Annotated in this window: 27 protein-coding genes; 15 read left to right on the top strand and 12 right to left on the bottom strand. The window is 65.7% G+C overall.

Features of this window, described 5'->3' with window-relative positions:
• Positions 1-33: 33 nt before the first annotated feature.
• Genes LQ953_RS15110 through LQ953_RS15100 form a run of 3 tightly spaced genes read right to left on the bottom strand, consistent with a single transcriptional unit; the run spans position 34 to position 2,031 of the window.
• On the bottom strand, positions 34-795 hold the full coding sequence (locus LQ953_RS15110) for a hypothetical protein (RefSeq protein ID WP_231031821.1): 762 nt from the start codon (positions 793-795) through the stop codon (positions 34-36).
• 40 nt (positions 796-835) lie between these two features.
• Entirely contained in the window at positions 836-1,192 is a 357-nt protein-coding gene (locus LQ953_RS15105; RefSeq protein WP_231031820.1) for a hypothetical protein, read from the bottom strand.
• 32 nt (positions 1,193-1,224) lie between these two features.
• On the bottom strand, positions 1,225-2,031 hold the full coding sequence (locus LQ953_RS15100; RefSeq protein ID WP_231031819.1) for an HpcH/HpaI aldolase/citrate lyase family protein: 807 nt from the start codon (positions 2,029-2,031) through the stop codon (positions 1,225-1,227).
• Between the two features lie 110 nt (positions 2,032-2,141).
• Between LQ953_RS15100 and LQ953_RS15095 the strand changes: the two genes are divergently transcribed.
• The 3 genes from LQ953_RS15095 to LQ953_RS15085 are packed head-to-tail and all read left to right on the top strand — an operon-like array spanning position 2,142 to position 5,143.
• Positions 2,142-3,071, top strand: a complete 930-nt coding sequence (locus LQ953_RS15095) for an SPFH domain-containing protein (RefSeq protein ID WP_443026587.1) — start codon at positions 2,142-2,144, stop codon at positions 3,069-3,071.
• On the top strand, positions 3,071-3,526 hold the full coding sequence (locus tag LQ953_RS15090; RefSeq protein ID WP_231031817.1) for an NfeD family protein: 456 nt from the start codon (positions 3,071-3,073) through the stop codon (positions 3,524-3,526). Before LQ953_RS15095 ends, LQ953_RS15090 begins: the two co-directional genes overlap by 1 nt.
• A 9-nt stretch (positions 3,527-3,535) precedes the next feature.
• Positions 3,536-5,143 (top strand): alginate export family protein, encoded by a 1,608-nt coding sequence (locus tag LQ953_RS15085; RefSeq protein ID WP_231031816.1) that lies wholly within the window; start codon positions 3,536-3,538, stop codon positions 5,141-5,143.
• A 47-nt stretch (positions 5,144-5,190) separates the two neighbouring features.
• Here the strand turns inward: LQ953_RS15085 and LQ953_RS15080 are convergent, their stop codons facing one another.
• The 3 genes from LQ953_RS15080 to LQ953_RS15070 all read right to left on the bottom strand — a co-directional run bounded on the left by LQ953_RS15080 (position 5,191) and on the right by LQ953_RS15070 (position 7,791).
• A complete protein-coding gene (locus LQ953_RS15080; RefSeq protein WP_231031815.1) occupies positions 5,191-6,828 on the bottom strand; it encodes an inorganic phosphate transporter in 1,638 nt (545 codons plus the stop codon).
• 85 nt (positions 6,829-6,913) lie between these two features.
• The gene (locus LQ953_RS15075) at positions 6,914-7,585 is read right to left on the bottom strand and encodes a hypothetical protein (RefSeq protein ID WP_231031814.1); all 672 of its coding nucleotides are present in this window, start codon (positions 7,583-7,585) and stop codon (positions 6,914-6,916) included.
• Between the two features lie 20 nt (positions 7,586-7,605).
• Entirely contained in the window at positions 7,606-7,791 is a 186-nt protein-coding gene (locus LQ953_RS15070; RefSeq protein WP_231031813.1) for a hypothetical protein, read from the bottom strand.
• Between the two features lie 83 nt (positions 7,792-7,874).
• Here LQ953_RS15070 and LQ953_RS15065 point away from each other — a divergent pair, with 83 nt between their 5' ends.
• From LQ953_RS15065 to LQ953_RS15045, 5 genes are all read left to right on the top strand, one after another.
• Entirely contained in the window at positions 7,875-10,184 is a 2,310-nt protein-coding gene (locus LQ953_RS15065) for an ATP-dependent helicase (RefSeq protein ID WP_231031812.1), read from the top strand.
• A 13-nt stretch (positions 10,185-10,197) separates the two neighbouring features.
• On the top strand, positions 10,198-11,253 hold the full coding sequence (locus LQ953_RS15060) for a hypothetical protein (protein ID WP_231031811.1): 1,056 nt from the start codon (positions 10,198-10,200) through the stop codon (positions 11,251-11,253).
• Between the two features lie 301 nt (positions 11,254-11,554).
• Positions 11,555-11,719, top strand: a complete 165-nt coding sequence (locus LQ953_RS15055; protein ID WP_231031810.1) for a hypothetical protein — start codon at positions 11,555-11,557, stop codon at positions 11,717-11,719.
• Positions 11,719-11,982 (top strand): translation initiation factor IF-1, encoded by a 264-nt coding sequence (infA, locus tag LQ953_RS15050; RefSeq protein WP_184083609.1) that lies wholly within the window; start codon positions 11,719-11,721, stop codon positions 11,980-11,982. Before LQ953_RS15055 ends, infA begins: the two co-directional genes overlap by 1 nt.
• The gene (locus tag LQ953_RS15045; protein ID WP_231031809.1) at positions 11,982-12,344 is read left to right on the top strand and encodes an antitoxin Xre/MbcA/ParS toxin-binding domain-containing protein; all 363 of its coding nucleotides are present in this window, start codon (positions 11,982-11,984) and stop codon (positions 12,342-12,344) included. The genes infA and LQ953_RS15045 overlap by 1 nt, the downstream gene beginning before the upstream one ends.
• A 129-nt stretch (positions 12,345-12,473) precedes the next feature.
• On the opposite strand, the gene LQ953_RS15040 is transcribed toward LQ953_RS15045, so the two are convergent.
• Positions 12,474-12,824, bottom strand: coding sequence for a hypothetical protein (locus LQ953_RS15040; RefSeq protein ID WP_231031808.1), 351 nt, complete (start codon positions 12,822-12,824; stop codon positions 12,474-12,476).
• Between the two features lie 259 nt (positions 12,825-13,083).
• Here LQ953_RS15040 and LQ953_RS15035 point away from each other — a divergent pair, with 259 nt between their 5' ends.
• From LQ953_RS15035 to LQ953_RS15015, 5 genes are all read left to right on the top strand, one after another.
• On the top strand, positions 13,084-13,635 hold the full coding sequence (locus tag LQ953_RS15035) for a glycine zipper 2TM domain-containing protein (protein ID WP_231031807.1): 552 nt from the start codon (positions 13,084-13,086) through the stop codon (positions 13,633-13,635).
• A gap of 88 nt (positions 13,636-13,723) precedes the next feature.
• Complete coding sequence (locus LQ953_RS15030; RefSeq protein ID WP_231031806.1) at positions 13,724-15,115, top strand: MFS transporter; 1,392 nt, start codon at positions 13,724-13,726, stop codon at positions 15,113-15,115.
• 55 nt (positions 15,116-15,170) lie between these two features.
• The gene (locus LQ953_RS15025; RefSeq protein ID WP_231031805.1) at positions 15,171-16,493 is read left to right on the top strand and encodes an MFS transporter; all 1,323 of its coding nucleotides are present in this window, start codon (positions 15,171-15,173) and stop codon (positions 16,491-16,493) included.
• Positions 16,490-17,410, top strand: coding sequence for a cysteine synthase A (cysK, locus tag LQ953_RS15020; protein WP_231031804.1), 921 nt, complete (start codon positions 16,490-16,492; stop codon positions 17,408-17,410). Before LQ953_RS15025 ends, cysK begins: the two co-directional genes overlap by 4 nt.
• 231 nt (positions 17,411-17,641) lie before the next feature.
• Positions 17,642-19,015: a cell wall hydrolase gene (locus LQ953_RS15015; RefSeq protein WP_231031803.1), complete on the top strand. Its 1,374-nt coding sequence runs from the start codon at positions 17,642-17,644 to the stop codon at positions 19,013-19,015.
• Between the two features lie 589 nt (positions 19,016-19,604).
• Here LQ953_RS15015 and LQ953_RS15010 read toward each other — a convergent pair.
• The 4 genes from LQ953_RS15010 to hisI are packed head-to-tail and all read right to left on the bottom strand — an operon-like array spanning position 19,605 to position 22,740.
• The gene (locus LQ953_RS15010; protein WP_231031802.1) at positions 19,605-21,407 is read right to left on the bottom strand and encodes an acyl-CoA dehydrogenase C-terminal domain-containing protein; all 1,803 of its coding nucleotides are present in this window, start codon (positions 21,405-21,407) and stop codon (positions 19,605-19,607) included.
• A 10-nt stretch (positions 21,408-21,417) separates the two neighbouring features.
• Complete coding sequence (locus LQ953_RS15005; protein WP_231031801.1) at positions 21,418-21,840, bottom strand: MerR family transcriptional regulator; 423 nt, start codon at positions 21,838-21,840, stop codon at positions 21,418-21,420.
• A 40-nt stretch (positions 21,841-21,880) separates the two neighbouring features.
• Positions 21,881-22,381, bottom strand: a complete 501-nt coding sequence (locus tag LQ953_RS15000) for a hypothetical protein (protein ID WP_231031800.1) — start codon at positions 22,379-22,381, stop codon at positions 21,881-21,883.
• A complete protein-coding gene (gene hisI, locus LQ953_RS14995; RefSeq protein ID WP_231031799.1) occupies positions 22,378-22,740 on the bottom strand; it encodes a phosphoribosyl-AMP cyclohydrolase in 363 nt (120 codons plus the stop codon). The genes LQ953_RS15000 and hisI overlap by 4 nt, the downstream gene beginning before the upstream one ends.
• Before the next feature lie 120 nt (positions 22,741-22,860).
• Between hisI and purF the strand changes: the two genes are divergently transcribed.
• Together purF and LQ953_RS14985 are read left to right on the top strand one after the other, a co-directional pair.
• Positions 22,861-24,318 carry an amidophosphoribosyltransferase gene (gene purF / locus LQ953_RS14990; RefSeq protein WP_231031798.1) on the top strand — a complete coding sequence of 486 codons (1,458 nt, stop codon included), beginning with the start codon at positions 22,861-22,863 and terminating at the stop codon, positions 24,316-24,318.
• Positions 24,319-24,343: 25 nt separating this feature from the next.
• Complete coding sequence (locus LQ953_RS14985; protein ID WP_231031797.1) at positions 24,344-25,054, top strand: SDR family NAD(P)-dependent oxidoreductase; 711 nt, start codon at positions 24,344-24,346, stop codon at positions 25,052-25,054.
• Positions 25,055-25,205: 151 nt separating this feature from the next.
• Here the strand turns inward: LQ953_RS14985 and LQ953_RS14980 are convergent, their stop codons facing one another.
• Entirely contained in the window at positions 25,206-26,450 is a 1,245-nt protein-coding gene (locus LQ953_RS14980; RefSeq protein WP_231031796.1) for an SAM-dependent methyltransferase, read from the bottom strand.
• Positions 26,451-26,677 lie beyond the last annotated feature (227 nt).

The following is a 26,677-nucleotide window of genomic DNA, read 5'->3' as shown; positions in this document are numbered from 1 at the left end:
GGGTAAATGCGCTAGGGGGTCACGCCGCCCCGATCACAGCGCGTCGAGATGCGCGGCGACATAGTTGGTCACCTCGCCCACCAGCGATCCGCCAAAGCGCGGATTGAGTTCGATCAGCTGCATCGTGCCATCGACGATCTTGTAGTTGAAGCAGCAGGTGCCTTCGAAATCGAGCGCATTGAGGATGGCCAGGCACGGCTCCAATGCAGGACCGGGTTCCGCCGGCTCGGTCGCCGCGGCCTCCTGGCCCTGCCCACGCACGCTCATCCCCTCGACCATGTCGTAACGGTAGCAGAGCTGGAACCGGACCTGCCCGTCCACCCGCAACAGGTGGAGCACATATTCGTACCGCCCTTCCGCAATCCGCTGAACAAAGGTTTCGGGGTCGGGCGTGTCGCCTTCCTCGGGTCCGCGGACGATCTTGATCCCCTGCCCGAAGGTGCCGTGGCGGGCCTTGCGGATATAGGGATAGGTGGCCGGCGGGTCCGGCAGCAGCTCGGGGACGAACTCGCCAAAGCCCTGCTCGGCCAGCCACAGGTTGAACCGCAGCTTGTCGTCGATCAGCGCCACCATCTCGGCCGAAGGCAGCACCGCCCGCCGCTTGCCGGAGCTTCGCGCCACGGCCGCCCGGGCGGAGGGCATCTGGTCGAGCCGCAACGGGACGATCAGGTCGAAGCGATCAGAGTCGACGGCATCGAACGGCGCGAAGCTCGCCTGGAAGCGGTGATGATCGATGAAGCGGGCAATCGCCGGCATCTGCGTGGAATGGTAGCCGAACAGGATTTGCGGAAGCATGGTGCCTCCTCAACCGTTTGCCGCGCGATTGGCTCCCGGCTCAGAGATGCGGATACAGCAGCTGCTTTTCGCGCTCGATCTGCTGAAGCATCGATTGCCGCACCTTTGCCGACGCCGCGCAATAGCCGGGCCAGTCCTTGACCACGTCGCGCAAACTCCAGCCGCTCACATGAGCGGAAGATTCGAAGCGGTTCGCTGCCGTGTCTTCGCGCAAGGTGCGAAGCGTCGCCGCATCGGCCGGGCTCATTTGCGGCGCAAGCTCGGCGCACAGCGCCTCCACCAGGCGACGCCGCTCACCACTCAGCCGGGATAACCGGTAGCGCACCGTCGCCAGTGCGGCTTCATCCGGGTTGGTTCGCGACGTGAGTTCGGCAAGCGCGTCGATCGCCTCGATCAAATCGCAATGCAGTTGGCGCAAGTCGGACATGATCAGCAACGCTCCAGCAGGGCACGCGCCTGTGTGACGTGCATGGCCTCGATCATCCGCCCGCGAAAGCGCTCGGCACCCCCGCCTGCCGCAGCGACCAATGCCCGCGCATCCGCGATCTCTTCGGGCGACGGACAAAAAGCATGGGCCGCGACATCGATCTGAGCGGGGTGGATCAGCGTCTTGCCGTCGAAGCCCAGCATCCGCCCTTCGCGGCACTCCACCGCGAGCCCCTCTGGATCGTCCAATCCGTTGAACACGCCGTCGATCGCCCAGATGGCATTGGCGCGCGCCGCCAGAATGATGGTTTGCAGCGCGACCGACAGCGCACCCCTCCCACTTTGCGGCGGTAGCTTCAGGCTCGCAGCCAGGTCGTTGGTGCCGGCGATCAAGCCCGACACCCCCTGAACCGCGCCGATCTCGGCTGCCGCGAGCACCCCCAGCGGCGTTTCGATCATCGCCAGCACTGGCTTGCCACACGCCGCGTGTACATCCGCCGCGTCCTCAGCAGTCTCAACCTTGGGGACCACCACGAAGTCGGCCACCGAACGCGCAACGGCGGCAAGATCGTCGACATGCTCGGCGGAGTCGCTGCCATTGATGCGGATTGCGCACAGCCGCGGTCCGAAGCCCTCGGCCACCGCCTCCACTGCTGCGGCCCGCGCTTGCGCCTTGGCGTCGTCGCGTACGGCATCCTCAAGGTCCAGGATCACCAGGTCGGCAGCAAGCCCGCGTGCCTTGGCAATGGCGCGGGGATTGGATGCTGGCAGGAACAGCGCCGTGCGCGGCGCCAAGCGGGCTGTGGTCATCGCGCTCTCTATGCTAGCAAGTGGCAGAGTTAGTCGAGGGGGACTCGGGGGAGATGGACGTGATTTCCGCATTTCTGATCGCGCTGGCGGTTCTGGTATTCATCTATGTGATGTCCAGCGTGAAGATCGTCACCCAGGGCTATCAATACACCATCGAGCATTTCGGGCGTTTCACCACGGTCGCGGCGCCGGGCTTCAATTTCTACCCTGCGTTCTTCTATCGCGTCGGCCGCAAGGTGAACATGATGGAGCAGGTGATCGATATCCCTGGTCAGGAAATCATCACCAAAGACAATGCGATGATCTCCACCGATGGCGTGGTGTTCTTCCAGGTGCTCGACGCGGCGAAGGCGGCCTATGAAGTCTCCGACCTGTATGTCGCACTGCTCCAGCTGACCACCACGAACCTGCGCACCGTGATGGGCTCGATGGACCTCGACGAAACCCTGTCCAAGCGCGACGAAATCAATGCGCGCCTGCTCTCGGTGGTGGATCACGCGACCACGCCCTGGGGCGTCAAGATCACCCGTGTCGAGATCAAGGACATCCGCCCGCCCGCGGACATCGTCAACGCCATGGGCCGCCAGATGAAGGCCGAACGCGAAAAGCGCGCCAACATCCTGGAGGCCGAGGGCAGCCGTGCTTCCGAGATCCTGCGCGCCGAGGGGCAAAAGCAGGCCCGCATTCTAGAGGCTGAGGGACGCAAGGAATCCGCCTTCCGCGACTCCGAAGCCCGCGAACGCGCGGCGCAGGCGGAGGCAGAGGCGACGCGGCTGGTGTCCGACGCGATCGAGAAGGGCTCGTCGCAGTCGCTGAACTATTTCATCGCGCAAAAATATGTCGAGGCGGTCGGCAAGTTCGCCACGTCGCCCAACGCCAAGACCATCCTGTTCCCGGTCGAGGCCACGCAACTAATCGGCACGCTGGGCGGGATCGGTGAACTGGCCAAGGAAGTGATCGGCAAGAACGAGCCCACGCCGCCTCAGACGCCGGCGACCCCGCCGCGCCCGCGTATCGGTCCGTTCGAGCAGCAGGGCTGATGGACTGGATCGAAAGCCCGGCCGTGCTGTGGCTCATCGCCGGGGTGCTGCTCGCCACGGCCGAACTGTTGATCCCGGGCGTGTATCTGGTGTTCTTCGCGCTTGCCGCCGCAATCACAGGTGCGATCGCGCTGTTATTCCCCGAGCTATCACTGGGCGGACAACTCGCGGGGTTCGCCGCCTGGTCGCTTGCCGTCGTCCTGATCGGCAAGCGCTGGTATCGCGATTTCCCCGTCGCCACGAGCGATCCCCTGCTCAATGATCGCGTCGCCCGCCTGATCGGCGAGACCGTAACGGTCGTCCAGGCGATCGAAGACGGTCAGGGCCGCGTGCGCGTGGGCGATGGCGAATGGATCGCCCACGGACCCGACCAGCCGGCAGGCGCCCGCGTCCGCATCACCGGGGCGAGCGGTGGCAGCCTGACCGTCGAACCCGTACTCACCCTTACCGCCTGAGAATCTTCCATGCACACCTCCCGTCGCCGGCTGCTGCTCGGCACCGGCGCCGCGCTTGCAGCCACCACACTTCCTGCCCGGGCATCCGCTCCTGCCGCGGAAGAACAGGTCCAGGCGCTGGTCGACCGCACGGCCGAAGCCCGGCCCACAGTGTCTCCTGCAAGCGCGCCAAGCCTCGGCATCGGCAAGGATGGGGGCGGAGGGCTGAAGCAGCGCGTCGGCGCGCGCAAGACCGCCGCGCCAGCGTCCGACTCCTACCCTGCCGCTGGCGCCGGGGACGGCGTCACGACCGGCGGGTACAACCAGTCGCGCTGGGCCGAGGATTGGACCCGCTTCCGCGATCCGACCAAGATCGACGATCCCATCGACCGGCTGAAGTTCATTCCGCTGGCAGCCGATGGCGACGTCTACCTGACGCTGTCAGGCGAGCTCCGGCTGCGCGTCAATCAGACCACCAACCCCAATCTGCGCCAAAGCGAGGCGCAGCGGCAGGACATCAACCGTGTCTTCCTGGTCGGCGACCTGCATCTGGGCGAGCATGTCCGCTTCTATGGCGAGCTTGCGCATGGCGGGCTTTCGGGCCTGAACCTGGGCACCAAGGCAGCCAACCTCTCGAACGACCTGGCGGTGCAGCAGGCGTTCGTCGACGTCACGGGCGATGTCGCCGGGGTCGACCTGGGGCTCCGCTATGGGCGGCAGACCTTCACCGACGGGTCGGTGCTGCTCGTCGGCGTGCGCGACAACAACACCCTCTACGTCACCTTCAACGGCGTGCGCGCCTGGGCCAAGGGCACGCGGGTGCGCGCCGACATCTTTGACTTCAAGCCCACCGAATATGGCACCGGAGGTCCTGGCGACGACCGCGCGGAGCAAGGACGCCGGCTCTCCGGGCTAACGACGGGCTTTGCGCTGCCCGAGACGATGCTCGGCGGCTCCAAGCTGTACCTGGACCCGTTCGTCTGGCGGCTGCGCGACAGCGACGCGGCGTGGGGCGGCGTGAACGCGCGCGAACTGCGGAAGCTGTATGGCGTGCACTTCTGGGGCGACGCCGGTCCGGTCACCATCGACTGGACGCTCAACAAGCAGGGCGGCAGCTTCGACGACCGGGCCATCGACGCGTGGCTGGTGCTGCTCGCCCAGACCTACCGCCTGGGCGACGATCGAAGCGCACCGCGGGTCGGCTTCCACTTCGACTATGCCATGGGCGGCGGCGCCTATGGCAGCACTGGCAAGCTTCGCTCCGCCCTCGCCCCCTTCGGCAACAGCATCTACTACAGTTACCAACTGATTGCGACGACGACCAACTTCGTCGCGCTGGCACCCAATGTCAGCTTCCAGCCCTTGCCCAAGGTCCGCGCGACGTTAGAATATCAGTTCTCCTGGCGCGACAGCCTGGATGACGCGGTGTATCGCGCCAACGGCACTCCCTTTGCCGGAACTCAGAATGTCGATGGGCGCAAGATCGCGGAAACGGCGCGCGCGCAGATCGTGTGGACGATCTCACCCCGCGTCAGCCTCACCGGCCGCTATGAGCATGTGAAGGCCGGGTCGGCACTTACCGGAGCGGGATATCGCGACTCCGATTTCCTCGCCGGCTGGTTGAACATCCGCTTCTGAAGCGCGCCGCGACGGCGGGTCACCCAAGCCAACCCGCCGTAGGAGCGTCAGAGGCCGAACACCCGCACGGCGTTCAGCAACAGCCAGTAGAGCCCGCCCGAGAGCAGCATCGCCGCGGGCAGCGTCAGCAGCCATGCCAGCGCCAGGTTGCGCACGGTGCGCGCCTGGAGCCCCGAACCACTGGCGACCGAAGCGCCAGCCACGCCCGAGGACAGGATGTGCGTGGTCGATACCGGCAGACCGAAGCGGTCGGCGGCCAGGATCGTACCGGCCGCAACCAGCTCGGCCGATGCGCCCATGCCATAGGTCATGTGCTGCTTGCCGATCTTCTCGCCCACCGTGACGACGATCCGCTTCCAGCCAATCATGGTGCCCAGGCCAAGCGCCAGTGCGACCACGATCTTCACCCAAAGCGGGATGAAGCGCGTGCCGGCCTCCAGGCTCGCCGAATAGTCCTTCAGCGCCTTGAGCTCGGCTTCGCTGAAGCCCTCGGGCTTCTTGGTCGCCAGCTTGGTGGTGTCGAGCACCAGATACATGTCGTTGCGCACGTTGGACGTCGCCTCGGCCGGCACCTTGCTCAGCGAGCCATAGCCGGCGACGCGGGTGGTCAGGTCGTGCGACAGGCTTTCCAGCGCGGCGAACACCTGCTGCCCTTCGGCCTTGCGCTGCTGAAGCGCCGCGGTCAGCACGCCGCGTGCCTGGTCCGCCGGCAGGACGATCCCGCCGCTGCGCGCGTCGAAGGTGGCGGCGGCAATGTTCGCGGTCTGGACATAGGCCGGCGTCGCGCTCTCCGGCAGCGTGCGGTTGAGTGCATAGGCGGTGGGCGCGCAGCCGATCAGGATCAGCATGATCAGCCCCATGCCCTTCTGCCCGTCGTTCGAGCCATGGCTGAACGAGACGGCGGTGCAGGTGAAGATCAGCAGCGCGCGAATGCCCTTGGGGGGCGGCCTGTGCCCTTCGGGCGCGCTGTACAGCTCCGGCTTGCGGACCAGCATGCGCATCACGAGCAGCAGCAGCAGTGCCGCGCCGAAGCCGATCAGCGGCGCCATCCATAGGCCGGTCAGCACCTTCTGCACCTGCGCCCAGTCGACGCCGGCGGTGCCGCCGCGCGAGCCAGCCTGGATCAGCTGGTTGGCAAGGCCGACACCCAGCACCGAGCCGATCAGCGTGTGCGACGACGAGTTGGGAAGCCCGACATACCAGGTGCCCAGGTTCCACAGCACGGCTGCCAGCAGCAGCGCGAAGATCATCGCGAACCCGGCCGACGAGCCCACATTGAGCAGCAGGTCGACGGGCAGCAGCGTGATGATCGTGTAGGCGACCGCGCCCGACGAGAACATGACGCCCAGGAAGTTGAAGAAGCCCGACCATACCACTGCCAGATGCGCAGGCATGGAGTTGGTGTAGATCACCGTTGCCACCGCATTGGCGGTGTCGTGGAAGCCGTTCACGAATTCGAAGCCGAGCGCGATCAGCAGCGCGAGCCCCAGGAACGCGAACGCCCCCAGCGCCAGCTCTTCGCCGACCCCGCGCGTGTCGGTGAACACGCTGAACCCGGCAAAGACCAGCCCGCCCACGATGATCGCAGCGAACAACAGCTTGGCTAGGGGGTGGGTTTGATAATCGAGTCGAGGACCCCTCGGCAGCGTTGCTGCGGGGGCCTGGTCCAGTGCGAGCGTGGCCATAGTGCAGCGCCCCTGAGCGCGGTTCGTGACAAAGTGATGACAGCGACGTTACAATTGCGCCGGGCCGTGTGCCGTTCCGACGCGATTAGAAGGTAAACTGTGCATAAACGCGGGGACCCGACCGCGCGCCATCGCCCTTCACCCGCTGCTGCCAGGACAGCCCGACTTCCAGGTCCTTCTCGCCCAGCTCCTGCTCCAGCGTCAGGCTGGGCCCGGCATAATATTGCCCCACGCCGAACACCTCACCCGATCCGGAAAGCGTCGCGAAGCGGCCGGACGTCTCGACCCCCAGCCACGCGCCGGCAAGCTTGTGCTGGAGCGACCCGACATAGGCGAGGCCGGTGCCGCGCTCGCCCTCTTCGCGGCTGTGGCGGACGATGCCGGTCGCCTGCACCCACCAGCGGTCGCTCTGGCGCTCCAGGATCAGGCGTGCTTCCAAATCGCTCAGTGATCCGCCGCGCGCCAGCGAGCCGGTCAACTCCACGGCGACTCCCAACGGGCCCTGGTCCGGCTTGGAGAAGCGGAACATCGCCGACGCGCTTGCTTCTTCCAGCACGCCATCCTCGAACGCGAGTGTCCCGCCCAGTGCCAGCAGATCGGACACGCCGCTCATCAGCTGGATGCTCTCGCCACCCGGCGCGGTGGTCAGCTGGATCTGGCCCTTGCCAGCCTCCGGAGCGATTTGGTCGAGCAGCTCTACTTGAGCGGCGGCGGGCACCGCTGCGAGCAGCAGCGGCGCGAGGAGGATGAAGCGCATGCCTTCCTTTTAGCGCGCAATTATTCCGACAGGCAGTGGGTCCGCGTAATCTTCGTCACTTTGCCGCTGCCGTCCTTTTCGACCACGCGATCTTCGGTGCAGACCGGACGCCCGGCGCGCTCGTTGGTGCGCCACGCGACCACCGCCGCTACCACGGCAATGGCCAATATGATCGCCAGCCGCGTCTTCCTGTTCACCCTGCGCATCGCGTCCTCCGTTGCGCCCCATAACCACGCTCGCGCGCGCCAAGCAACTTGCCCCCTCGCCCGCCGTTCCCTAACTGTTCGCCATGAGTCTTCCCGCGCCTTCCCCCGCCGACGCTCCCTATATCGCGAGCCTGAACGATCCGCAGCGCGACGCGGTGCTCACGACCGAGGGCCCGGTGCTGGTGCTGGCCGGCGCCGGCACGGGCAAGACCGCTGCGCTCACCGCCCGGCTTGCCCACCTGCTTTACACCCGCAAGGCATACCCTTCGGAGATCCTGTCGGTCACCTTCACCAACAAGGCCGCCCGCGAGATGCGCGAGCGCGTCGGCCGGCTGGTCGGCGACGCAGTCGAGGGCATGCCCTGGCTCGGCACCTTTCACGCGATTGGCGCGAAGATGCTGCGCCGCCATGCCGAGCTGGTCGGCTTGCAGAGCAACTTCACCATCCTCGACACCGACGACCAGCTGCGGCTGCTCAAGCAGCTTATCACCGCCGCCGATCTCGACGAGAAGCGCTGGCCCGCGCGCAGCCTCGCCGGTCTAATCGACGGGTGGAAGAACAAGGGCCTGGTCCCCGCCGATCTCGATGCCGGCGAGAGCGAGCTCTACGCGAACGGCCGCGGCCAGGCGATGTACGCCGCCTATCAGGACCGGCTGAAGACGCTCAACGCCTGCGACTTCGGCGATCTGCTGCTTCACATGCTGACCATCCTGAAGACGCACCGCGAGGTGCTTCAGCAATATCAGCAGCGCTTCCGCTACATCATGGTGGACGAGTATCAGGACACCAATAGCGTCCAGTATCTCTGGCTGCGCCTGCTCGCGCAGGAGCGCAAGAACATCTGCTGCGTCGGCGACGACGACCAGTCGATCTATTCCTGGCGCGGCGCCCAGGTGGAGAACATCCTGAAGTTCGAGCGCGACTTTCCCGGCGCCAAGGTCATCCGCCTCGAACAGAATTACCGCTCCACCCCCCATATCCTTGGGGCGGCCTCGGGCGTGATCGCCAACAATTCCGGGCGTTTGGGCAAGACGCTGTGGACCGAGTTCGATGTGGGCGAGAAGGTCAAGGTGCTCGGCATCTGGGACGGCCCGGAGGAAGCGCGCCGCGTCGGCGAGGAGATCGAAAGCTGTCAGCGCGCTGGCAAGTCGCTCGACGAAATCGCAATCCTCGTGCGCGCCCAGCACCAGACCCGTGAGTTCGAAGACCGCTTCATCGCGATCGGCATGCCGTACAAGATCATTGGCGGCTTCCGCTTCTATGAGCGCCAGGAAATTCGCGATGCACTGGCCTATCTGCGCGTGGTCGCCCAGCCCGCTGACGACCTGGCCTTCGAACGCATCGTCAACACGCCCAAGCGGGGTCTCGGCGACAAGGCGCTGGCCAAGGTCCACCAGTTCGCCCGTTCGGCCGGGCTCGCCCTCACCACTGCGTCGGCCCGTATTCTCGACACCGACGAACTCACGCCGCAGGCGCGCCGTGCGCTGGGCAATCTGGTCGGCGACATCGCCCGCTGGCGCTCCATGGGCGACCAGCTCACCCATCCCGAACTCGCCCGCATCATCCTCGACGAAAGCGGCTACACTGCCATGTGGCAGGCCGACCGCACTGCCGAGGCTGCCGGTCGGCTGGAGAATTTGAACGAGCTCGTCCGCGCGATGGAGGAGTATGAATCGCTCGGCGCCTTCCTCGAACATGTCAGCCTGGTGATGGACAATGAAGGCGATGCCGAGGAGCCCAAGGTCACCATCATGACCATCCACGCCGCCAAGGGGCTCGAGTTCGACACCGCGTTCCTGGTGGGCTGGGAGGAAGGCATCTTCCCCTCGCAACGCGCGCTCGACGAAGGCGGGCTCGCCAGCCTTGAGGAGGAACGCCGCCTGGCCTATGTTGCGATCACCCGCGCCCGGCGAAAGGCCATCATCCTCCACGCCGCCAACCGCCGCATCTATGGCCAGTGGACCAGCAGCCTGCCCAGCCGCTTCGTCGCCGAACTCCCGCCCGAGCATGTCGAGAGCGAGACCAGCATGTCGGGCGGCGAGAGCCTGTGGCGCGCCAACTGGTCCGAACGCGCCGACCCCTTCGCCGATGTCGGGCGCGGCACCGGCCGCGGTCCAGGCTGGCAGCGCGCGGCGGGCGTCGACACGAAGAACCCAGGCGGCACCTTCCAGAGCCGAACCTTCACCCGCGAAGCGCCCCGCGTCCTGGAAAGCCGCGCGTCCGCGGTCAGTTTCGGCGCCAAACCCCGCGCCGACCTGTCGCTCGGCCAGCGCGTCTTCCACCAGAAGTTCGGCTACGGCGTCATCGCCGAGATCGAAGGCAACAAGCTGGAGATCGACTTCGAGGCTGCCGGCAGGAAGCGCGTGATGGATAGTTTCGTGAGCTTGGGGTGATGGGAGTTTCAAAATGCCTGAGGCGGAGATTGATCAGCGACGGATTTGGAAAACCTTTTCAGAAGCTATTGGCGCGGAGCTACGAGAGGCTACACAAATAAAAGGGGCGTCAGGCTTGGACCATGAGGTCCAAGCTGTAGCGGTTGACGATAAAACGAACCGGGTGATCGTGGTTTCGGCGGAGGCGAACCCGCGTGTTGCTGCGATGATGCAGGTAGATGTTCAAGCTACCTTGCCTAAAGCCAAAGTTCTTGTAGCGCGACCCATCTCCGTCGATGTTAGCGGAACTATGCGCCGCCTTCTTGAGCCGCTTGGAATAACGCAGATAGATATTGCAAAGGGCAAGCAGTTTATAGAAGATATTAAGAAAACTCCTGAGGATAAAATCGCCTCCATCCTCCGCCTGGAGGACGACGCCGACTTTATAGAGAAGGCGGTTATCGCCTCTAGCTTCATTGATTTACCGGCAATGCCCTCGTTGATGGACATTGCGTCACAAGCTTCACTGCTGCCGTGGAGCGACATTTGGAAACTATTCGACGAATCTATTAGCTCAGGCGTTGTTGACTTTAGATCAATTTTATCAGCAGATACGCTATCCGGCGACTTACAAGTAGGTGTATGTCCGGTACCATTTTACAGCTTTGACACCAATGACCTTGCGGTTTTCACTGCAGCCAATCGTGTAGATGATGCACGCGAGGTTCTGAAACGGCTCGATATCTATCAGTACTTTTTTCCACCGGCAGATCAGCTGGCGTTGGCACTCCTAGATCAAGGCATATCTAATCAGAGCCAGGTTTTGTCTATGTCGAACACGGCACCCTTGCTCGGACATCCGTTCGGAGATGCAGAGCTGATCTCAGACAAGACAAGCCTCATTGAAACGTTAGAACAGTTGAAAGACATCGGGTACGTAGCAGATGGCGAACATGGGCTAGAAATATCAAGCTCAGGAAGAACGGTACGTAGCGTGGTCCGCTTCAAACCAAGGGAAAGCTTCATTAGCAAGCTTCTCAGTCGCTTCAGCGTTAACGCCTCCATATCACCCACTGACCTACTTAAATGAGGACGATTCTACGCGTTTTCGAATCTGCGGATGCGAATTATTCAACATCGTCGCGGACTATGAGCGGACTAAGACGATACAAGCCCGAGGCGTATTACCATGATGCAGGGGGTTTCACGGCGTAAGCTGCAAGCCCTGCGCTTGCACGATATAGACCCAAGCGGGAGCCGAACAACGAACCATACCTCGACATTCCGCCCCCAACACCCTATATCTCGATCATCACCGGCAACACCGCACGTAGGCGCCTGTGACTGAGAGACCATCCGCGCTCCCGTCTACAGTCCGGGAGTCCGCGAACATGGACCTCAACCAGCTCCTATACCGCCAGCAGGTTTCGCTGATGCGCTCCGATGCCGCCGCGTGCTGCGAAGCACGTGTTGCCCATCTCGGCCTGGCCAATGCATATGGCCGTCGCATCACCGAACTTCAGCGCGCATTCGCAACAACAGAGGCAACTGCTTAATGGCCAAAGAAGAACTCATGACCCTCGACGGCATGATCGAGGAAATCCTGCCGGACGGCCGCTTCCGCGTGAAGCTGGAAAACGATCACCGCATCGTCGTCTACACCGCGGGCAAGATGCGCAAGTTCCGCATCCGCTCGATCGTCGGCGACCGCGTGATGGTCGAGATGTCGCCCTATGACCTCGACAAGGGTCGCCTGGTCTATCGTGAGCGCGTGCAGGGCACCGGCTTTGGCGGCGCGCGCCGCGGGAACCGTCGTTGATGGAGCGCGAGGACGAAGACGCCCAGCCGATCGAGCTGAAGGACACGGCCGAGGACCGGCCCATCATGGACGCAGGCGAAGAGCCCGAGGTGCACGAGTCCGCCGAGGACCAGCGCCCGGCGCGCAAACCCTTCCGCAAGCGCTTCACCGAAAACCGCCTCTCGCCTGAGAGCGCCGAGCGCCAGGGCCGCATCACCATGCTGGCCTGGGAAAAGCTGGGCGGCACCGATGCCGCGCGCGAATTCCTCAACAGCTTCGATGAAACGCTGGGCGGCCGTCCGCTCGACTTGGCCGTCGCCAGCACTGAGGGGCTGCGCGCAGTTGAAAACGCGATCGCGGAGCGCGCCGCGGCCCGCGCCTGACGGGCTTACCTTGTAGGATTTCGTTTGCTTCACTGGCGGCACTTGGCGCATGCCGGGCCGCTCTGTGAACTATTGGAAGCAGGCTCGAAGCCGCGCTTTTGGTCTAAACTTTCCTAAACTTCCGCGCGCTCAGCCCGCCTGCGGCTCCACCGCCATCAGCGTCACGCCCTGATATTTGTCGAGGGCCGCGTCGAACAGCGCGCTGATCGCGAAGTCGCGCTCCAGCAGGTTCAGTTCCTTCAGCCCGTCGAGCTTGAAGGTACCCATCTTCTCCTCGCGCGGGATCATGCCTTCGCGCACGATCACCACGCCATCGACATACAGCTTGTCGTCGCGGGTGTAGAGGATGTGCGGCGCCAGGATCATGCGCGTGCGGTTATACTCGGCCGACAGGCAGCGCAGGCGGACGATCGCCTCCAGTACAAGCGGCGTGGCGGCGGCGGGCGGGGTCGGGGTATCGGCTTGGGTCGTCAACTTCATGCCTGTGCTATGCGTCGGATGCTGCGCTGCAACAAGTCCGCAGCGCGCCGGTTAACTTCCTTATCCGACTTCCAGCGCCACGAAAACCGGGCGAGATTGTCAGCAAGTGGTTCAAGCGCCAGCGCGTGCCTCGGTTCCCACCTCTAACCTGGAGCCGCCGCGTGCTTCCGACGTTCACGCGTTCAGCCGTGCTTCACCCGCGCTGGCCGATTTGCCCGTCCAAGGCCATGCTGGCCCTTCAGGGAAGGAGAAGAGCATCATGAAACACGTGTTCGGCTTTGCCGCCATCGCCGCTGCGACCATCGCGGTGGCCAGCCCCGCCGCTGCGCAGACCAACAACAGCGCGCGCTACTCGCAGGACGAGGAAGCCCGCTTCGACGCCGCGCAGCGCCGCTTCGACGATGAATATGAACAGTTTCAGGCGGCGCTCGACCGCTATCGTCGCTTCCGCGGGTCTCAGGGCTCGCAGCCCAACTGGAACAACAATCCCCCGCCCGCCCGTCCGGGCTACAATGACGATCGCTACGACGATCCGAACTATGATCCCGCCCGTGACTATCGCGCCGGAAATTACCAGGAGCGCGTGCTTGCCTCGGACGACCGCGTCTATCGCGGCAATGACGGCCGCTATTATTGCGAGCGTCCCGACGGCACCACCGGCCTGATCGTCGGCGCGGCTGCTGGCGGCCTGTTCGGCAACGTCATCGCCGGCCGCCGCTCCAGCACGGTCGGTACGCTGCTAGGCGCGATTGCCGGCGGTGCGCTCGGCAACCAGGTGCAGCGCAACCAGCAGCAGGTCCGCTGCCGCTAAACCTTGATTCAGGAAGCGCCGCCCGGCGCTTCCTGACCTGCATGTTCGTGAAGCGGAACCGCTGCCCCGCTCATGGCTTGAGCAGCCGATGACCGAAGCTCCCGCGCTGCGCCGCCGCGTTCAGGCAGTCGCCGCGATCTCCTGCGGCACTGCGCTGGTGGTGATCGACGGCGCGATCGCGACGGTGGCGCTGCCCACCATTGCCCGCGACCTCCATGTCGATCCGTCCTCGGCAGTAGCGGTGGTGACCGTGTACCAGCTCGTGCTGGTGATGCTGCTCCTGCCTTTTTCCGGGCTAGGCGACCGCATCGGCCTGAAGCGGCTCTACCAGATCGGCCAGCTGGTTTTCACCGCCGCCACCATCCTGTGCTTCTTCGCCAAGAGCCTGCCCTTCCTGCTGATCGTGCGCGCCGCGCAGGCGATGGGCGCTGCGGCGACCCTCAGCGTCGCCTCGGCGCTGATCCGCCGCATCTATCCGCCCGAACAGCTTGGTCGTGGTCTGGGCATCAACTCGGTCGTGGTCTCCAGTTCCGCGGCGCTTGCTCCGACGCTCGGCGGGCTGGTGCTGGCGGTCGGTCCCTGGCCCTGGGTGTTCGCATCGGCAGTACCCTTTGCGGTTCTCAGCCTGCTTCTAGGTCGCGCGCTGCCCGAGTCCGAGCGCAGCACCGAGCCGTTCGATGTGCTCGGCGCGCTGCTGTGCGCCGCCATGTTCGGGCTGATCATTGGCGGGCTGGAAAGTGCAGTGCACGGAGATAGCCCCGTGGTGTCCGCGGGGGTGGTTTTGGCTGGCGTGGTGATCGGCATCCTGTTCGTCCGCCGCGAGCGTGACGAGCCCCGGCCGATCCTCCCGATCGACTTGCTCGGCCGACCCGTGCTCGCCCTGTCCACGATCGGTGCGTTCACGGCGTTCATCGCCACGATGACGACCTTGCTGTCGCTGCCCTTCCGCCTGCAGCACGCCTATGGCTTCAGCCCCTCGGAGGTCGGCGCCGTTCTGGCACCCTGGCCGCTCACGACCATGATCGTCGCCCCGCTCGCCGGCGTGCTGTCCGATCGCTACCCCGCTGGCGCGCTGGGCGGCATCGGCATGGCCGTGGCGATCGCCGGGCTTCTATCGCTCGCCTTCCTGCCTGCGGACCCCAGCTGGTTCGACATTGCATGGCGCATGTCGCTGAGCGGCGCCGGCTTCGGCCTGTTCCTTTCGCCCAATGCCCGCCTTATCATCGGCTCGGCCCCGGAACAGCGTGCCGCGGCAGCCGGCGGGCTTATCTCCACTACCCGCATGGTAGGCCAGACCACCGGCGCGACTTTGGTCGCTGCGCTGCTGGCGATGGGTCTGGGCGGCGGCACCATCCCACCGCTCACCGCCGCCGCGCTCGCGCTGATCGCCGGGCTGTGCAGCGTAGCCCGCCTCAACCCGGCGCTCCGCAACCCGCGCCAGGACGAAACCGCCGACGCCCAGCCCGCGCAGGTCCGCTAAGCCCGTGCCGCAATCCGCGATTGCAGAGCCGCCGGCGAAGCGCCAAGAGCCCGCCATGCCCAGCCATCCCTTCGCCGTGCCCAATTTTCGCGCTTATTGGGTGGCGCGCCTGTGTGCGACGCTGGGGCAGATGGCGATGGTCATCGTCATCGGCTGGCAGGTGTATGACATCGCCCGCGAGACGATGAGCATCCAGGAAGCCGCCTTTCAGCTTGGCCTGATCGGCGTCGCGCAATTCGTGCCCTTGTTGCTGCTGTCGCTGTTCGCCGGCTGGCTCGCCGACCAGATCGACCGCCGCTGGATCGCCCGCGCCGCCGTCGCTCTGGAGGCCGGCTGCGCCCTGTCGCTCGCCTGGCTGACCTATAGCGGCAATATCAGTCTGCCGGCCTTGTTCGGCATCGCCGCGCTGCTCGGCGTCGCCCGCGCCTTTGCCGGGCCGGCGCTCGGCGCGCTTGCCCCCAATCTGGTGCCCAAGGCGATCCTGCCGACGGCAATCGCGCTCAGTTCGCTGGCGTGGCAGGCCGGCACCGTGATCGGCCCGGCCATGGGCGGCTACCTCTACGCCGCCTCGGCCTGGCTGCCCTACACCGTGTCGGGCGGGCTGTTCCTGCTGTCCTTCACCATGCTGATGCTAATCGGCCCGGTCCCGCGCAGCAACAAGAAGTTCACCGGCAGCCCCTTCGCTCAAATGGTAGACGGTTTGCGCTATGTCCGCCGCAACCGCCTGGTGCTCGGCGCGATCTCGCTCGACCTGTTCGCGGTACTACTCGGCGGCGCGACGGCGATGCTGCCGGTCTATGCCCGCGACGTGCTTCAGGTCGGTGCCGAGGGGCTGGGCCATCTCCGCGCCGCGCCTGCCGTCGGTGCGGTGCTGACTGCCGCCCTGTTCGCGTGGCGCCCGCTGAAGACCGAAGTCGGCAAGAAGATGCTGCTCGCGGTCGGCGTATTCGGTCTCGCCACCGTGGTGTTCGGCGCGTCCGCCCCGTTGCTGCTTCCAGCCCTTGGCCCCGCGGCGATCGGCCATGACCTCGCCCCCGCCGTGCTGCTCTCGCTGGTTGCCCTCTTCGTGCTCGGCGCCGCCGACATGGTCTCGGTCTATGTCCGCCAGTCCCTCATCCAGCTCTACACGCCCGACGAGATGCGCGGCCGCGTCGGCGCGGTTTCCACGCTGTTCGTGTCCGGCTCCAACGAACTGGGCGAGGCCGAATCCGGCTTCCTCGCCGCAGCGATCGGGCCGGTCGCCGCAGTGATCGGCGGCGGCATCGGCGCCATCCTTGTCACGATCCTATGGGCCAAGCTATTCCCGGAACTAAGGCGGGCTCGCACCTTTGATCCTCCGGCCGATCTCGAAGTGCCTCCCAAGGAGATGACGACATGAAGGCGAACACCATCCTCGACACGATCGGCAACACGCCGCACGTGCGCATCAACAAGCTGTTTCCGGGCGCCGAGGTCTGGATCAAATCGGAACGCTCCAACCCCGCCGGCTCAATCAAGGACCGCATCGCGCTCGCCATGATCGAAGCGGCCGAAGCCTCGGGCGACCTCAAGCCCGGCGGCACCATCGTCGAGCCGACCAGCGGCAACACCGGCGTTGGCCTCGCGATGGTCGCCGCGGTCAAGGGCTACAAGCTGATCCTGGTCATGCCCGAAAGCATGAGCATCGAGCGCCGCCGCCTGATGCTGGCCTATGGCGCCAGCTTCGACCTGACCCCGCGTGAAAAGGGCATGAAGGGCGCGATCGAGCGCGCCATGGAGATCGTCGAGGCAACTCCGGGCGCCTGGCTCGCCCAGCAGTTCGAGAACCCGGCCAATGTCGAGGTTCATGTCCGCACCACCGCGCAGGAGATCCTGAACGACTTCCGCGACACCCCCATAGACGTGATCATCACCGGCGTGGGCACCGGCGGCCACATCACCGGCGTTGCCGAGACGCTCAAGAAGGAATGGCCGAACCTCAAGGTGTTCGCGGTCGAGCCCGAGCTGTCGCCAGTCATCTCGGGCGGCACCCCGGGCCCGCACCCGATCCAGGGCATCGGCGCCGGCTTCGTACCGCGCAACCTCCACACCGACGCGATCGACGGCGTGATCAAGGTCGACGCCAATGTCGCCAAGGACATGGCCCGGCGCTCGGCTTGTGAAGAAGGCATGCTGGTCGGCATCAGCTCGGGCGCGACGCTTGCCGCCATCCTCCAGAAGCTCCCCGACCTGCCCGACAATGTGCGCGTGCTCGGCTTCAACTACGACACCGGCGAGCGCTACCTCAGCGTTCCGGACTTCCTGCCGGAAAGCTGAGGCTCACCACCTCCACGCTTTCGGTGGGGGAGGTAGCGCGCAAAGCACGATCGGCGTGGCCTGCGATCTGATCGCCGGCCACGCTGTCTCGCTTCGCTTCCATTCGGATCCTCATCCGCGGTTCCTTGTTGACGACACCCGCGTTATCCCGCGCAAGCCTGCGCAAGGAGCCTGCCACTTGATCCCTACCGCCGTTTCATCAGCCCTGCGCCCGAACTGACCGGCCGGACCATGCTCCCTCTCCAAGATCAGCGCTCCGCCAGTGCTGCCACCATATCCCCGCTGCTGATCGCGATCCTCGCGCTCGTCGCGCTGCTCGCCATCGCGATCCCGGCCCTCCTCGTCGCCAACAGCCCGCGCGTGGTGGTGCACAAGCGGCCCCCGGTGGTCATCTCCCACCGCGTCGTGCCCAAGGCCGAGCTTCCCCCGGTCGAGCCCGTGCAGCTCCAAGCCGTCGACCCGGATGACGCTCGCGCGATCAACGCCTCGGTCCCCTTCTCCACGCTGCCCAACCCGGCAGCCCGCCCCTTCCGCCTCCCCGGTGCCGAAGACAGCCGCGCCCGCGGAATCGATTGCCTAGCGGCTGGCGTCTATTACGAAGCCGGCGACGACACGGTCGGCCAGCGGGCCGTGGCACAGGTCATCATCAATCGCCTGCGCCACCCGGCCTTCCCCAAGACGGTGTGCGGCGTCGTGTTCCAGGGCGCCGAGCGCGGCACCGGCTGCCAGTTCACCTTCACCTGCGACGGCGCGATGCTGCGCTACACCCCGACCGCTGCTGCATGGAAGCGCGCCCGCGAAGTCGCCGAGCTCGCGCTGAACGGCACGGTCTACAAGGCGGTGGGCCACGCCACCCACTACCACACCGACTGGGTCGTGCCTTATTGGAGCGCCAGCCTGGAAAAGATCACCGAGGTGCACACCCACCTGTTCTTCCGCTGGGCCGGCTGGTGGGGCACCCCGCCCGCCTTCAACCGCGGCTATGCCGGCGCCGAGCCCAACGTACCGCAAATGGCGCGGCTCTCGCCTGTCCACCAGGGCGGCACCGGCGACCTCCTCGCGCTCGAACTCGCCGAAGCCGAAAAGCCGCTCGATCCCGAAGCCATTCCCGACAGCGCAGTCCCCGCCCCGCTCGGCGCCGCCGGGCTGGACAATAACAGCTTCGCGGTGACGCTCGACCGTTCGATGAACCCGGAATCGTTCGCCGCGCTGGCGATCAAGACCTGCGGCGAACGTGCCTTCTGCAAGTTCATGGCCTGGACCGACGCCAAGCAAACCCCCAAGCAACTGCCGGCAAGCCCGGCACAAAGCGCAGCCATGTCGTTCAGCTACCTGCGCGACCAGAATGTCGGCTTCGCCAAGGCACTATGGAACTGCCAGCAGTTCAAGCGCCCCAGCCCGGTACAATGCATGCGCGCACAAGTCCCGGCAGCGGCAGCTCCCGCCCCTGCCCCTGCCCCTGCGCCGACGCCAGCGGCAGCCGGTGAGGCAAAACCAGCCGGTCCGGTTCTGCTCACCGGCATCCGCAAAAAGAGCGCCGCAGCCGACCCTGCCGCTGCTGGTCCCACAACCGACAAGCCTCAGCCGAGCCCCACCCCGCGCTGAACCCCGCGGCTCAAAAACGCGAGCCAGCCTTCTCCACCACCGTCATCCCGGCCCTGAGCCGGAATCCCGCTTCTTCTTCACCGGCCCAAAACAGCGGGGACCCGGCTCAAGGCCGGAGCGACGAAGAACACACGCACCAGTTCCCCGGCGAAGGCCGGGGCCCAGTTTCGGCGCACTATCGGCGGCGCAGGAACGCTGCCGCGACAGCATTGCAACTGAACCCCAGCCTTCGCCGGGGAACAGCCTCACAACAGCGGTTGGGATGCTCGCCACACGCGTACTGAAGAAGCACGACATCCAAGCGCTGGGCTAACCGCCAAGTACCTCCAAAGCGTGAGCGCACAAGCCGGTCTTCAAATCACCGTCATCCCGGCCTCGAGCCGGGATCCCGCTTCTTCTTCTACCGACCAAGGCAGCGTCACCCCGGCTCAAAGCCGGGGTGACGAAAAACATACCACCCATCAGTCCCCAGGCGAAGGCCGGGGCCCAGTTTCGACGCACTATCGGCGGAGCAGGAACACTGCCGCGACGGTATTGCAACTGACCCCGGCCCTCGCCGGGGAACAGTCACTGCTTCGACGCCAGCCGCTTACGCCGCCCGGAACATCTCCGGATCCAGCGCCATCACCGTCTCGCTCCCAGCCTCGACCTTGCGGCGCAGACCACCGGCATCCGGCAGGAACCGCTCGGCAAAGAAGCGCGCCGTCACCAGCTTGGCTTCCAGGAACTTGGCATTGTCCGCACCCGAAGCAAGCCCGTCGGCAGCCGCTTTGGCCATGCGCAGCCACATCAGGCCGAGCGCCACGGTGCCGGTCAGCTGCATGTACGGATACGCACCCGCGCCGACATCGTTGGGGTTCTTGAAGCCATTCGCCGCCAGCCACATGGTCGCGCCCTGCAGGTGCCCCAGCGCCTTTTCCAGCGCCTCGGCAAAGCTCTTCAGCTTCTCGTCCTGCTTTGCAGCAGCCACTTCCTCAGTGACGACGCGGAACAGCGCCTGCACCGCGCGGCCGCCATTCTGGGCGAGCTTGCGGCCGACCAGATCCATCGCCTGCACGCCATTGGTGCCTTCATAGATCATCGAGATGCGGGCATCGCGGACATATTGCTCCATGCCCCATTCGGCGATGTAGCCATGGCCGCCATAGACCTGCTGCGCATCGGTCGCGACGCGGTAGCCGATGTCGGTGCCCACGCCCTTGATGACCGGAGTCAGCAGCCCGACCAGGTCGCCGGCCAGCTGGCGCGCTTCCTCGCTCTCGGCGGCATGCTCCAGGTCGACCTGGAGCGCACCCCACAGGCACAGCGCCCGCAGCCCCTCGGTCAGCGCCTTGCTCTCCATCAGCATGCGGCGCACGTCCGGATGGACGAACAGCGTATCGGCCTTCTCGTTCGGTTCAGCGGCGCCGGTCAGCGCACGGCCCTGGCGACGGTCCTCGGCATATTGCACCGCGTTCTGGTAGGCGGTCTCGGCGACACCCAGCCCTTGCAGACCAACGCCCAGGCGAGCCGCGTTCATCATGATGAACATCGCGGCCAGGCCCTTCATCTCGTCGCCGACCAGCCAGCCGGTGGCACCGTCATAGTTCATGACGCAGGTCGAGTTCCCGTGGATGCCCATCTTGTGCTCGATCGATCCGCAGCTCACCGCGTTGCGTTCGCCCGGCGACCCGTCCTCATTGACGATGAACTTGGGCACCACGAACAGAGAAATGCCCTTGCTGCTCTCCGGCGCGCCCGGCGTCTTGGCGAGCACCAGGTGGATGATGTTGCTGGTCAGGTCATGCTCGCCCGACGAAATGAAGATCTTGGTGCCGGTGATCGACCAGCTGCCATCGGCGTTCGGCTCGGCGCGCGTGCGGATCAGGCCAAGATCGGTGCCGCAATGCGGCTCGGTCAGGTTCATGGTGCCGCCCCATTCGCCCGACACCATCTTGGGGACGTACATCGCCTTCTGCTCGTCCGAACCCTTGGCGAGCAGCGCGGCGATCGCGCCGTGCGTGAGGCCTGGATACATGGCGAACGCCATGTTGGCCGAGATCATATATTCCTGGAATGCCGTGGAGATGACGTGCGGCATCGCCTGCCCGCCAAACTGCTCGGGCGCGCTCAGCGTACCCCAGCCGCTCTCGACGAACTGCTGATATCCTTCCTTGAACCCCGGTGGCGTGGTGACGCTGCCATCCTCGTGGCGGGTGCAGCCATGCTGGTCGCCGACCTGATTGAGCGGGAACAGCACTTCGGCAACGAACTGGCCGCCCTGCTCCAGCACGGCTTCCACCGTATCGGGCGTGGCATTCTCGAAGCCGGGCAGATTGGCGTGGCGGTCCAGGCCGATCACCGAGTCCAGGATGAAGCGCGTGTCGCGCACGGGCGGCGTATATTGCGGCATTTCAGGTTCCTCAGATGGTGTCGCTGCTTTGCAGCAGTTCGACGAAGTGCTGGAGCTCGGTGATATGGGCGTCGATATCGCGCTTCTGGTTCTCGAGCAGGGCGATGCGGTCCTGGCAGCGTTCCAGCGTCACCTGACGCTGAACCCGGCGCCCGTCTCCGATATCGTACAGGTCGATCATCTCGCGGATCTCGGCCAGGCTGAAGCCCACCCGCTTGCCGCGCAGGATCCACGCGAGCCGCGCGCGGTCGCGATGCGAATAGATCCGCACCGTGCCCCGCCGCTCGGGCGAGATCAGCCCTTCATCCTCATAGAAGCGCAGCGCCCGCGGCGTGACCGCGAACTCGGCGCACAGGTCAGAAATGGAGAACGCGTCCTGATCCGGACGATTATCGATCGGCGCCAGGGCCTCGATGGGAGCGGCAGCGGACATGCCCCCAATTTAGTTTCCCCTTACGTGAACGTCAAGCAGCTCACGTCCCGCAAAGCCGCCGTCCCGCCGCATCGCGCAGCGCCGCGGCTTCGGCGTCCGACTCGCTGAGCAGCGACACCTCCACCCCCGAAAGCGACGCGCGCTTCGCGCACAACGCCGCGCATTCGGCAGGGACAGTTCCGGGAAAGCGGATCGCCGTCCCGTCAAACCGCGCCTCGAACGCGCAGCTTTCCGAGCGGCCCAGCTTCAGGTGCAGCGCCTCGCCTTCCTGCCGCACCGTTCCGGCTGCGCTACAGGTAATCCCGTCGCCATAGTCGACAAACACCCCGATCTGCGCGGTGTCGCCCTTGCGCGGACGCACGCACACCCGGTCGGTGTCCCGCGCATACAGCCCAGCCAGCCGCATTTCGTCCGGATCGCGCACCAGCCCGCGCGATATCGCCGCGCGCTCCAGGTCCGCGCTCGCCTGCACTGCATTGCCGCCGCCCCCTCCATCGGAGCATCCGGCCAGCACCAGCAACAGGCCGAGCAGCGCCCTCATGCCTCGGACACGAGCCCGCCATCCTCGATGATCCGATAGAAACACGACCGCGCGCCGGTGTGGCAGGCCGGCCCCTGCGGCTCGACCTTCAGCCACACCGCGTCCTGGTCGCAGTCGATCCGCGCCTCGACAACCTTCAGCACATGCCCCGAAGTCTCGCCCTTCTTCCACAACCGCCCGCGGCTACGCGACCAGAAGGTCGCCTCCCCCGTCTCCATGGTCAGCTTCAGCGCATCGGCGTTCATATGGGCCACCATCAGCACGTCGCCGCTGGCCGCATCCGTCGCCACCGCCGTCACCAGCCCGGCAGCATCATATTTCGGGTCGAGCCGCAGCCCGATTTCGCGTTCGTTGCTCACGGCGCACTCCTTATCCCCAGGCTTGCGGCGGGGGGAAGAAAACAATCGTGACAAAGTGGCGACAAACCGCACTTGCCTCCCTATATGGCCTCCAAGAGTCGCAAACCCCACTGAGGGCTGATGCTTACCACGCACCCATATGATGACGACAAGCTGCGCGAAGAGTGCGGCATCTTCGGCGTTTCCGGCATGGAGGGCGCTGCGGCGGCCGTCGCGCTGGGGCTCCACGCCCTCCAGCACCGCGGCCAGGAGGCGGCGGGCATAACCAGCTGGGACGGGCATCAGTTCCACACCCATCGCGCGATGGGCCATGTTGCGGGCAATTTCGACCGCGACGAAGTGATCCGCAGCTTGGCTGGCAATGTCGCCTGCGGCCATGTCCGCTATGCCACCACCGGCGGCTCGGCGATCCGCAACGTCCAGCCGCTCTATGCCGAGCTGGCGAGCGGCGGCTTCGCAGTCGCGCATAACGGCAACATATCCAACGCGATGCGGCTGCGGCGCGACCTGGTCCGCCGCGGCGCGATCTTCCAGTCGACCTCGGACACTGAGGTGATCATCCACCTCGTCGCCACGTCGCAATACCGCACGCTGATCGACCGCTTCATCGACGCGCTCAAGCAGGTCGAGGGCGCCTATTCGCTGATCGTCATGACGCCGGAGGGCATGATCGCCTGCCGCGATCCGCTCGGCATCCGTCCGCTGGTGATGGGCAAGCTCGACGACACGATCGTCTTCGCGTCCGAAACCGTCGCGCTCGACGTGGTCGGCGCCGACTATGTCCGCGATGTCGAACCCGGCGAGCTGGTCATCGTCAAGGGCGGCGAGATCACCTCGCACAAGCCCTTCGCCCCGCTCGCGCCGCGCCCGTGCATCTTCGAATATGTCTATTTCTCGCGCCCCGATTCGATCAGCGAAGACCGCTCGGTCTATTCGGTGCGCAAGGCGATCGGCGGGCAGCTGGCGATAGAGGCGCCGGTAGAGGCAGACCTCGTCGTCCCGGTCCCGGATTCGGGCGTCCCCGCAGCGATCGGCTATGCCCAGGAAAGCGGCATCCCGTTCGAACTCGGCATCATCCGCTCGCACTATGTCGGCCGCACCTTCATCCAGCCCGGCGACAAGGTCCGCCACCTGGGCGTCAAGCTCAAGCACAACGCCAATCGCGAGCTGATCAAGGGCAAGCGCGTGGTGCTGATCGACGATTCGATCGTGCGCGGCACCACCAGCCTCAAGATCGTCCAGATGATGCGCGACGCCGGCGCTGCCGAGGTCCATATGCGCATCGCCTCGCCGCCCACGCGGCACAGCTGCTTCTACGGCGTCGACACGCCCGAGCGCGCAAACCTGCTCGCCGCCAAGCATGATGTCGCGGGCATGACCGACTTCATCCATGCCGACAGCCTGGCCTTTGTCACCATCGATGGGCTGTACAAGGCGCTGGGCGAAGCGCGCCGTGCCGACATCCATCCCAAATATTGCGATGCGTGCTTCACCGGCGATTATCCCACCACGCTGACCGACCAGGACGAGTTCGCCCCGGTTGACCAGTTCGCGCTTCTGGAGGAACGGGTCGGCTGACCTGTTCGCACACGGAAGAACGTACATGAACGACACGCTCCTCGCCGGCCAGACCGCGCTCGTCACTGGCGCCAGCCGCGGTATCGGCGCCGCCACCGCGCTCGCGCTCGGCCGGGCCGGCGCGCATGTGGTCCTCACCGCCCGCACAGCCGGGGGGCTTGAGGAAGTCGAGGAGGCGATCTTCGCCGCCGGGGGCTCGGCCACCATCGCGCCGATGGACCTGGCCGAGAATGAAAGCGTCTCGCGGCTGGCGGTCGCGATTGCGGAGCGCTGGCCAGCACTCGACATGCTGGTGCTCAACGCCGCGTCGCTCGGCACGCTCAGCGCCGTGCCCGCTTTCGACTTCAAGGAATTCGCCAAGGTCCTGACGCTCAACGTCACGGCCCAGGCCGCGATGCTGGCCGCGTTCGACCCGCTGCTCAAGAAAGCGCCGAACGCCCGCGTGATCGGCGTCACCTCCAGCGTCGGCCGCACTCCGCGCGCTTATTGGGGCATGTACGGGGCCTCAAAGGCCGCGTTCGAGAACCTGCTGCTCAGCTATGGCGAGGAAGTGCGCCACATCTCGGCGATCCGCGCTGCGATCCTCGACCCCGGCGCCACCCGCACCAAGATGCGCGCGCGCGCCTTCCCCGGTGAGGATCCCCAGACGGTAAAGGCCCCCGAAGCCGTCGCCGACCGCATCGCTGCGCTACTCACCTCGGGCTTCGACCACGGCCACTTCGAACGGGTCGGCTGACGCCGCTCCTCATCAGTTCCCCGGCGAAGGCCGGGGCCTAGCTGCAATGCAGTAGCCGTTAACGTCCCGCGCCATCCATGAACCTCGGCAGCTGGGCCCCGGCCTCCGCCGGGGAATTCCCAGATCAATCCTCCCCCTCGCAGGGGAGGATCTAAACGCACGCGTCCTTCACCAACGTAACCTGCACCACATCGATGCTCCCCCCACGGAAGCCACCCTCACAATACATCAGATAATAGCGCCACAAGTCGATGAACTTGCGGTCAAATTGCCCCGGCAGCCGCCCTTCGGCCACCGCGCGGTCGAACCGCTCCAGCCACAGCCGCAGCGTCTCGGCATAATCCAGCCCGAACCGGAACGGCCCGCTCCACCGCAGCCCATGCTCAGCGGCCACCCGCGCAAACTCCCGCTCGGAAATCAGCAGTCCCCCGGGGAAGACATAGGTCTGGATGAAGTCGACATTGTTCGCATAATCTTCGAAGAACGCGTCGTCGAAGGTGATGACCTGCAACGCCGCGCGCCCGCCGGGCTTCAGCGCCCGCGCAATCGCCGACAGATAGGCTGGCCAATATTCCCGCCCTACGGCCTCGGCCATCTCGATGCTCGCCACCGCATCGAACTGCCCGGTCACTGCGCGATAGTCGGTCAGCGTGAACTCGCCCCCCGACAAGGCGGCGTTGCGCGCCTCTGCAAACGCGCGCTGCTCGGTGGACAGCGTGATGCCATGCACGCGCCGGCCCTCGCGCAACGCCAGTTCGGCAAAGGACCCCCAGCCGCAACCGATCTCCAGGATGCGATCGCCAGGCTTCGTCTCGGTCCGCTCCAGGATCGCGCGCAGCTTGGCCGCCTGCGCCGCCTCCAGCGGCTGGTCGGGCGCCTCGAACAGCGCGCTCGAATAGGTCATGCTCGCATCGAGCCAGGGCAAGTAGAAGTCGTTGCCCAGATCGTAGTGGAACTGAATGTTCCGCCGCGATCCGCGCTGATGGTTGCGCCGCACCCAGTGCAAAAACCGCCGCACCAGCAGCGACGGCCCCGTCGCCCGCGCCGGCCGCGCCAGCGAAGTGCGATTGCGCGTGAACAAGGCGAACAGCTGCACCGGATCGGGGCTGGCCCATTCCCCCGCAGCCCAGGCTTCATACCATCCGCCCGATCCGCTCAGCCCCAATCGGATCAGCGCCCGCCAGCTGCGCAGATCAACAATGGCGGCAGGTCCTTCGGCTCGCCCGCCGAGCAGCCGCGCCTCTCCGGTCGGCAGCGTGACTTGCAGACTGCCCTCGGCAATACCTCGGTCGATGGTGTCCAGCTGCCGCTCGAACACCGGCGCCAACAGGTTCAATAGCCCGGGACTGCGGCGCCCGCCCTGCACGACTTCCACATCCCCCACCGGCGCATTCATGGCCGCGCTAAATGCATGGGTGGGGATCGGGAGCAAGCCCCAACCTGAATCCCCACCAAAGTTCCCCGGCGAAGGCCGGGGCCCAGCTGCAACGCACTATCGGCAAGCATCCCGCACACCATCGGACGCCACGCTCGCGGCCAACGTCACCCAACGCCAGCCCCTTCCCCCAGCGCCAGTATCGAAGCCACATGCCGCTCCGCCACCTCCAGCGCATCCACCCCATA

This window comes from Sphingomonas sp. IC-56 (genome assembly GCF_021043375.1).
Classification (GTDB): Bacteria; Pseudomonadota; Alphaproteobacteria; order Sphingomonadales; family Sphingomonadaceae; genus Sphingomonas.
The sequence above is the reverse complement of the archived record's forward strand: the minus strand, read 5'-3'. Positions and strand labels throughout refer to the sequence as shown.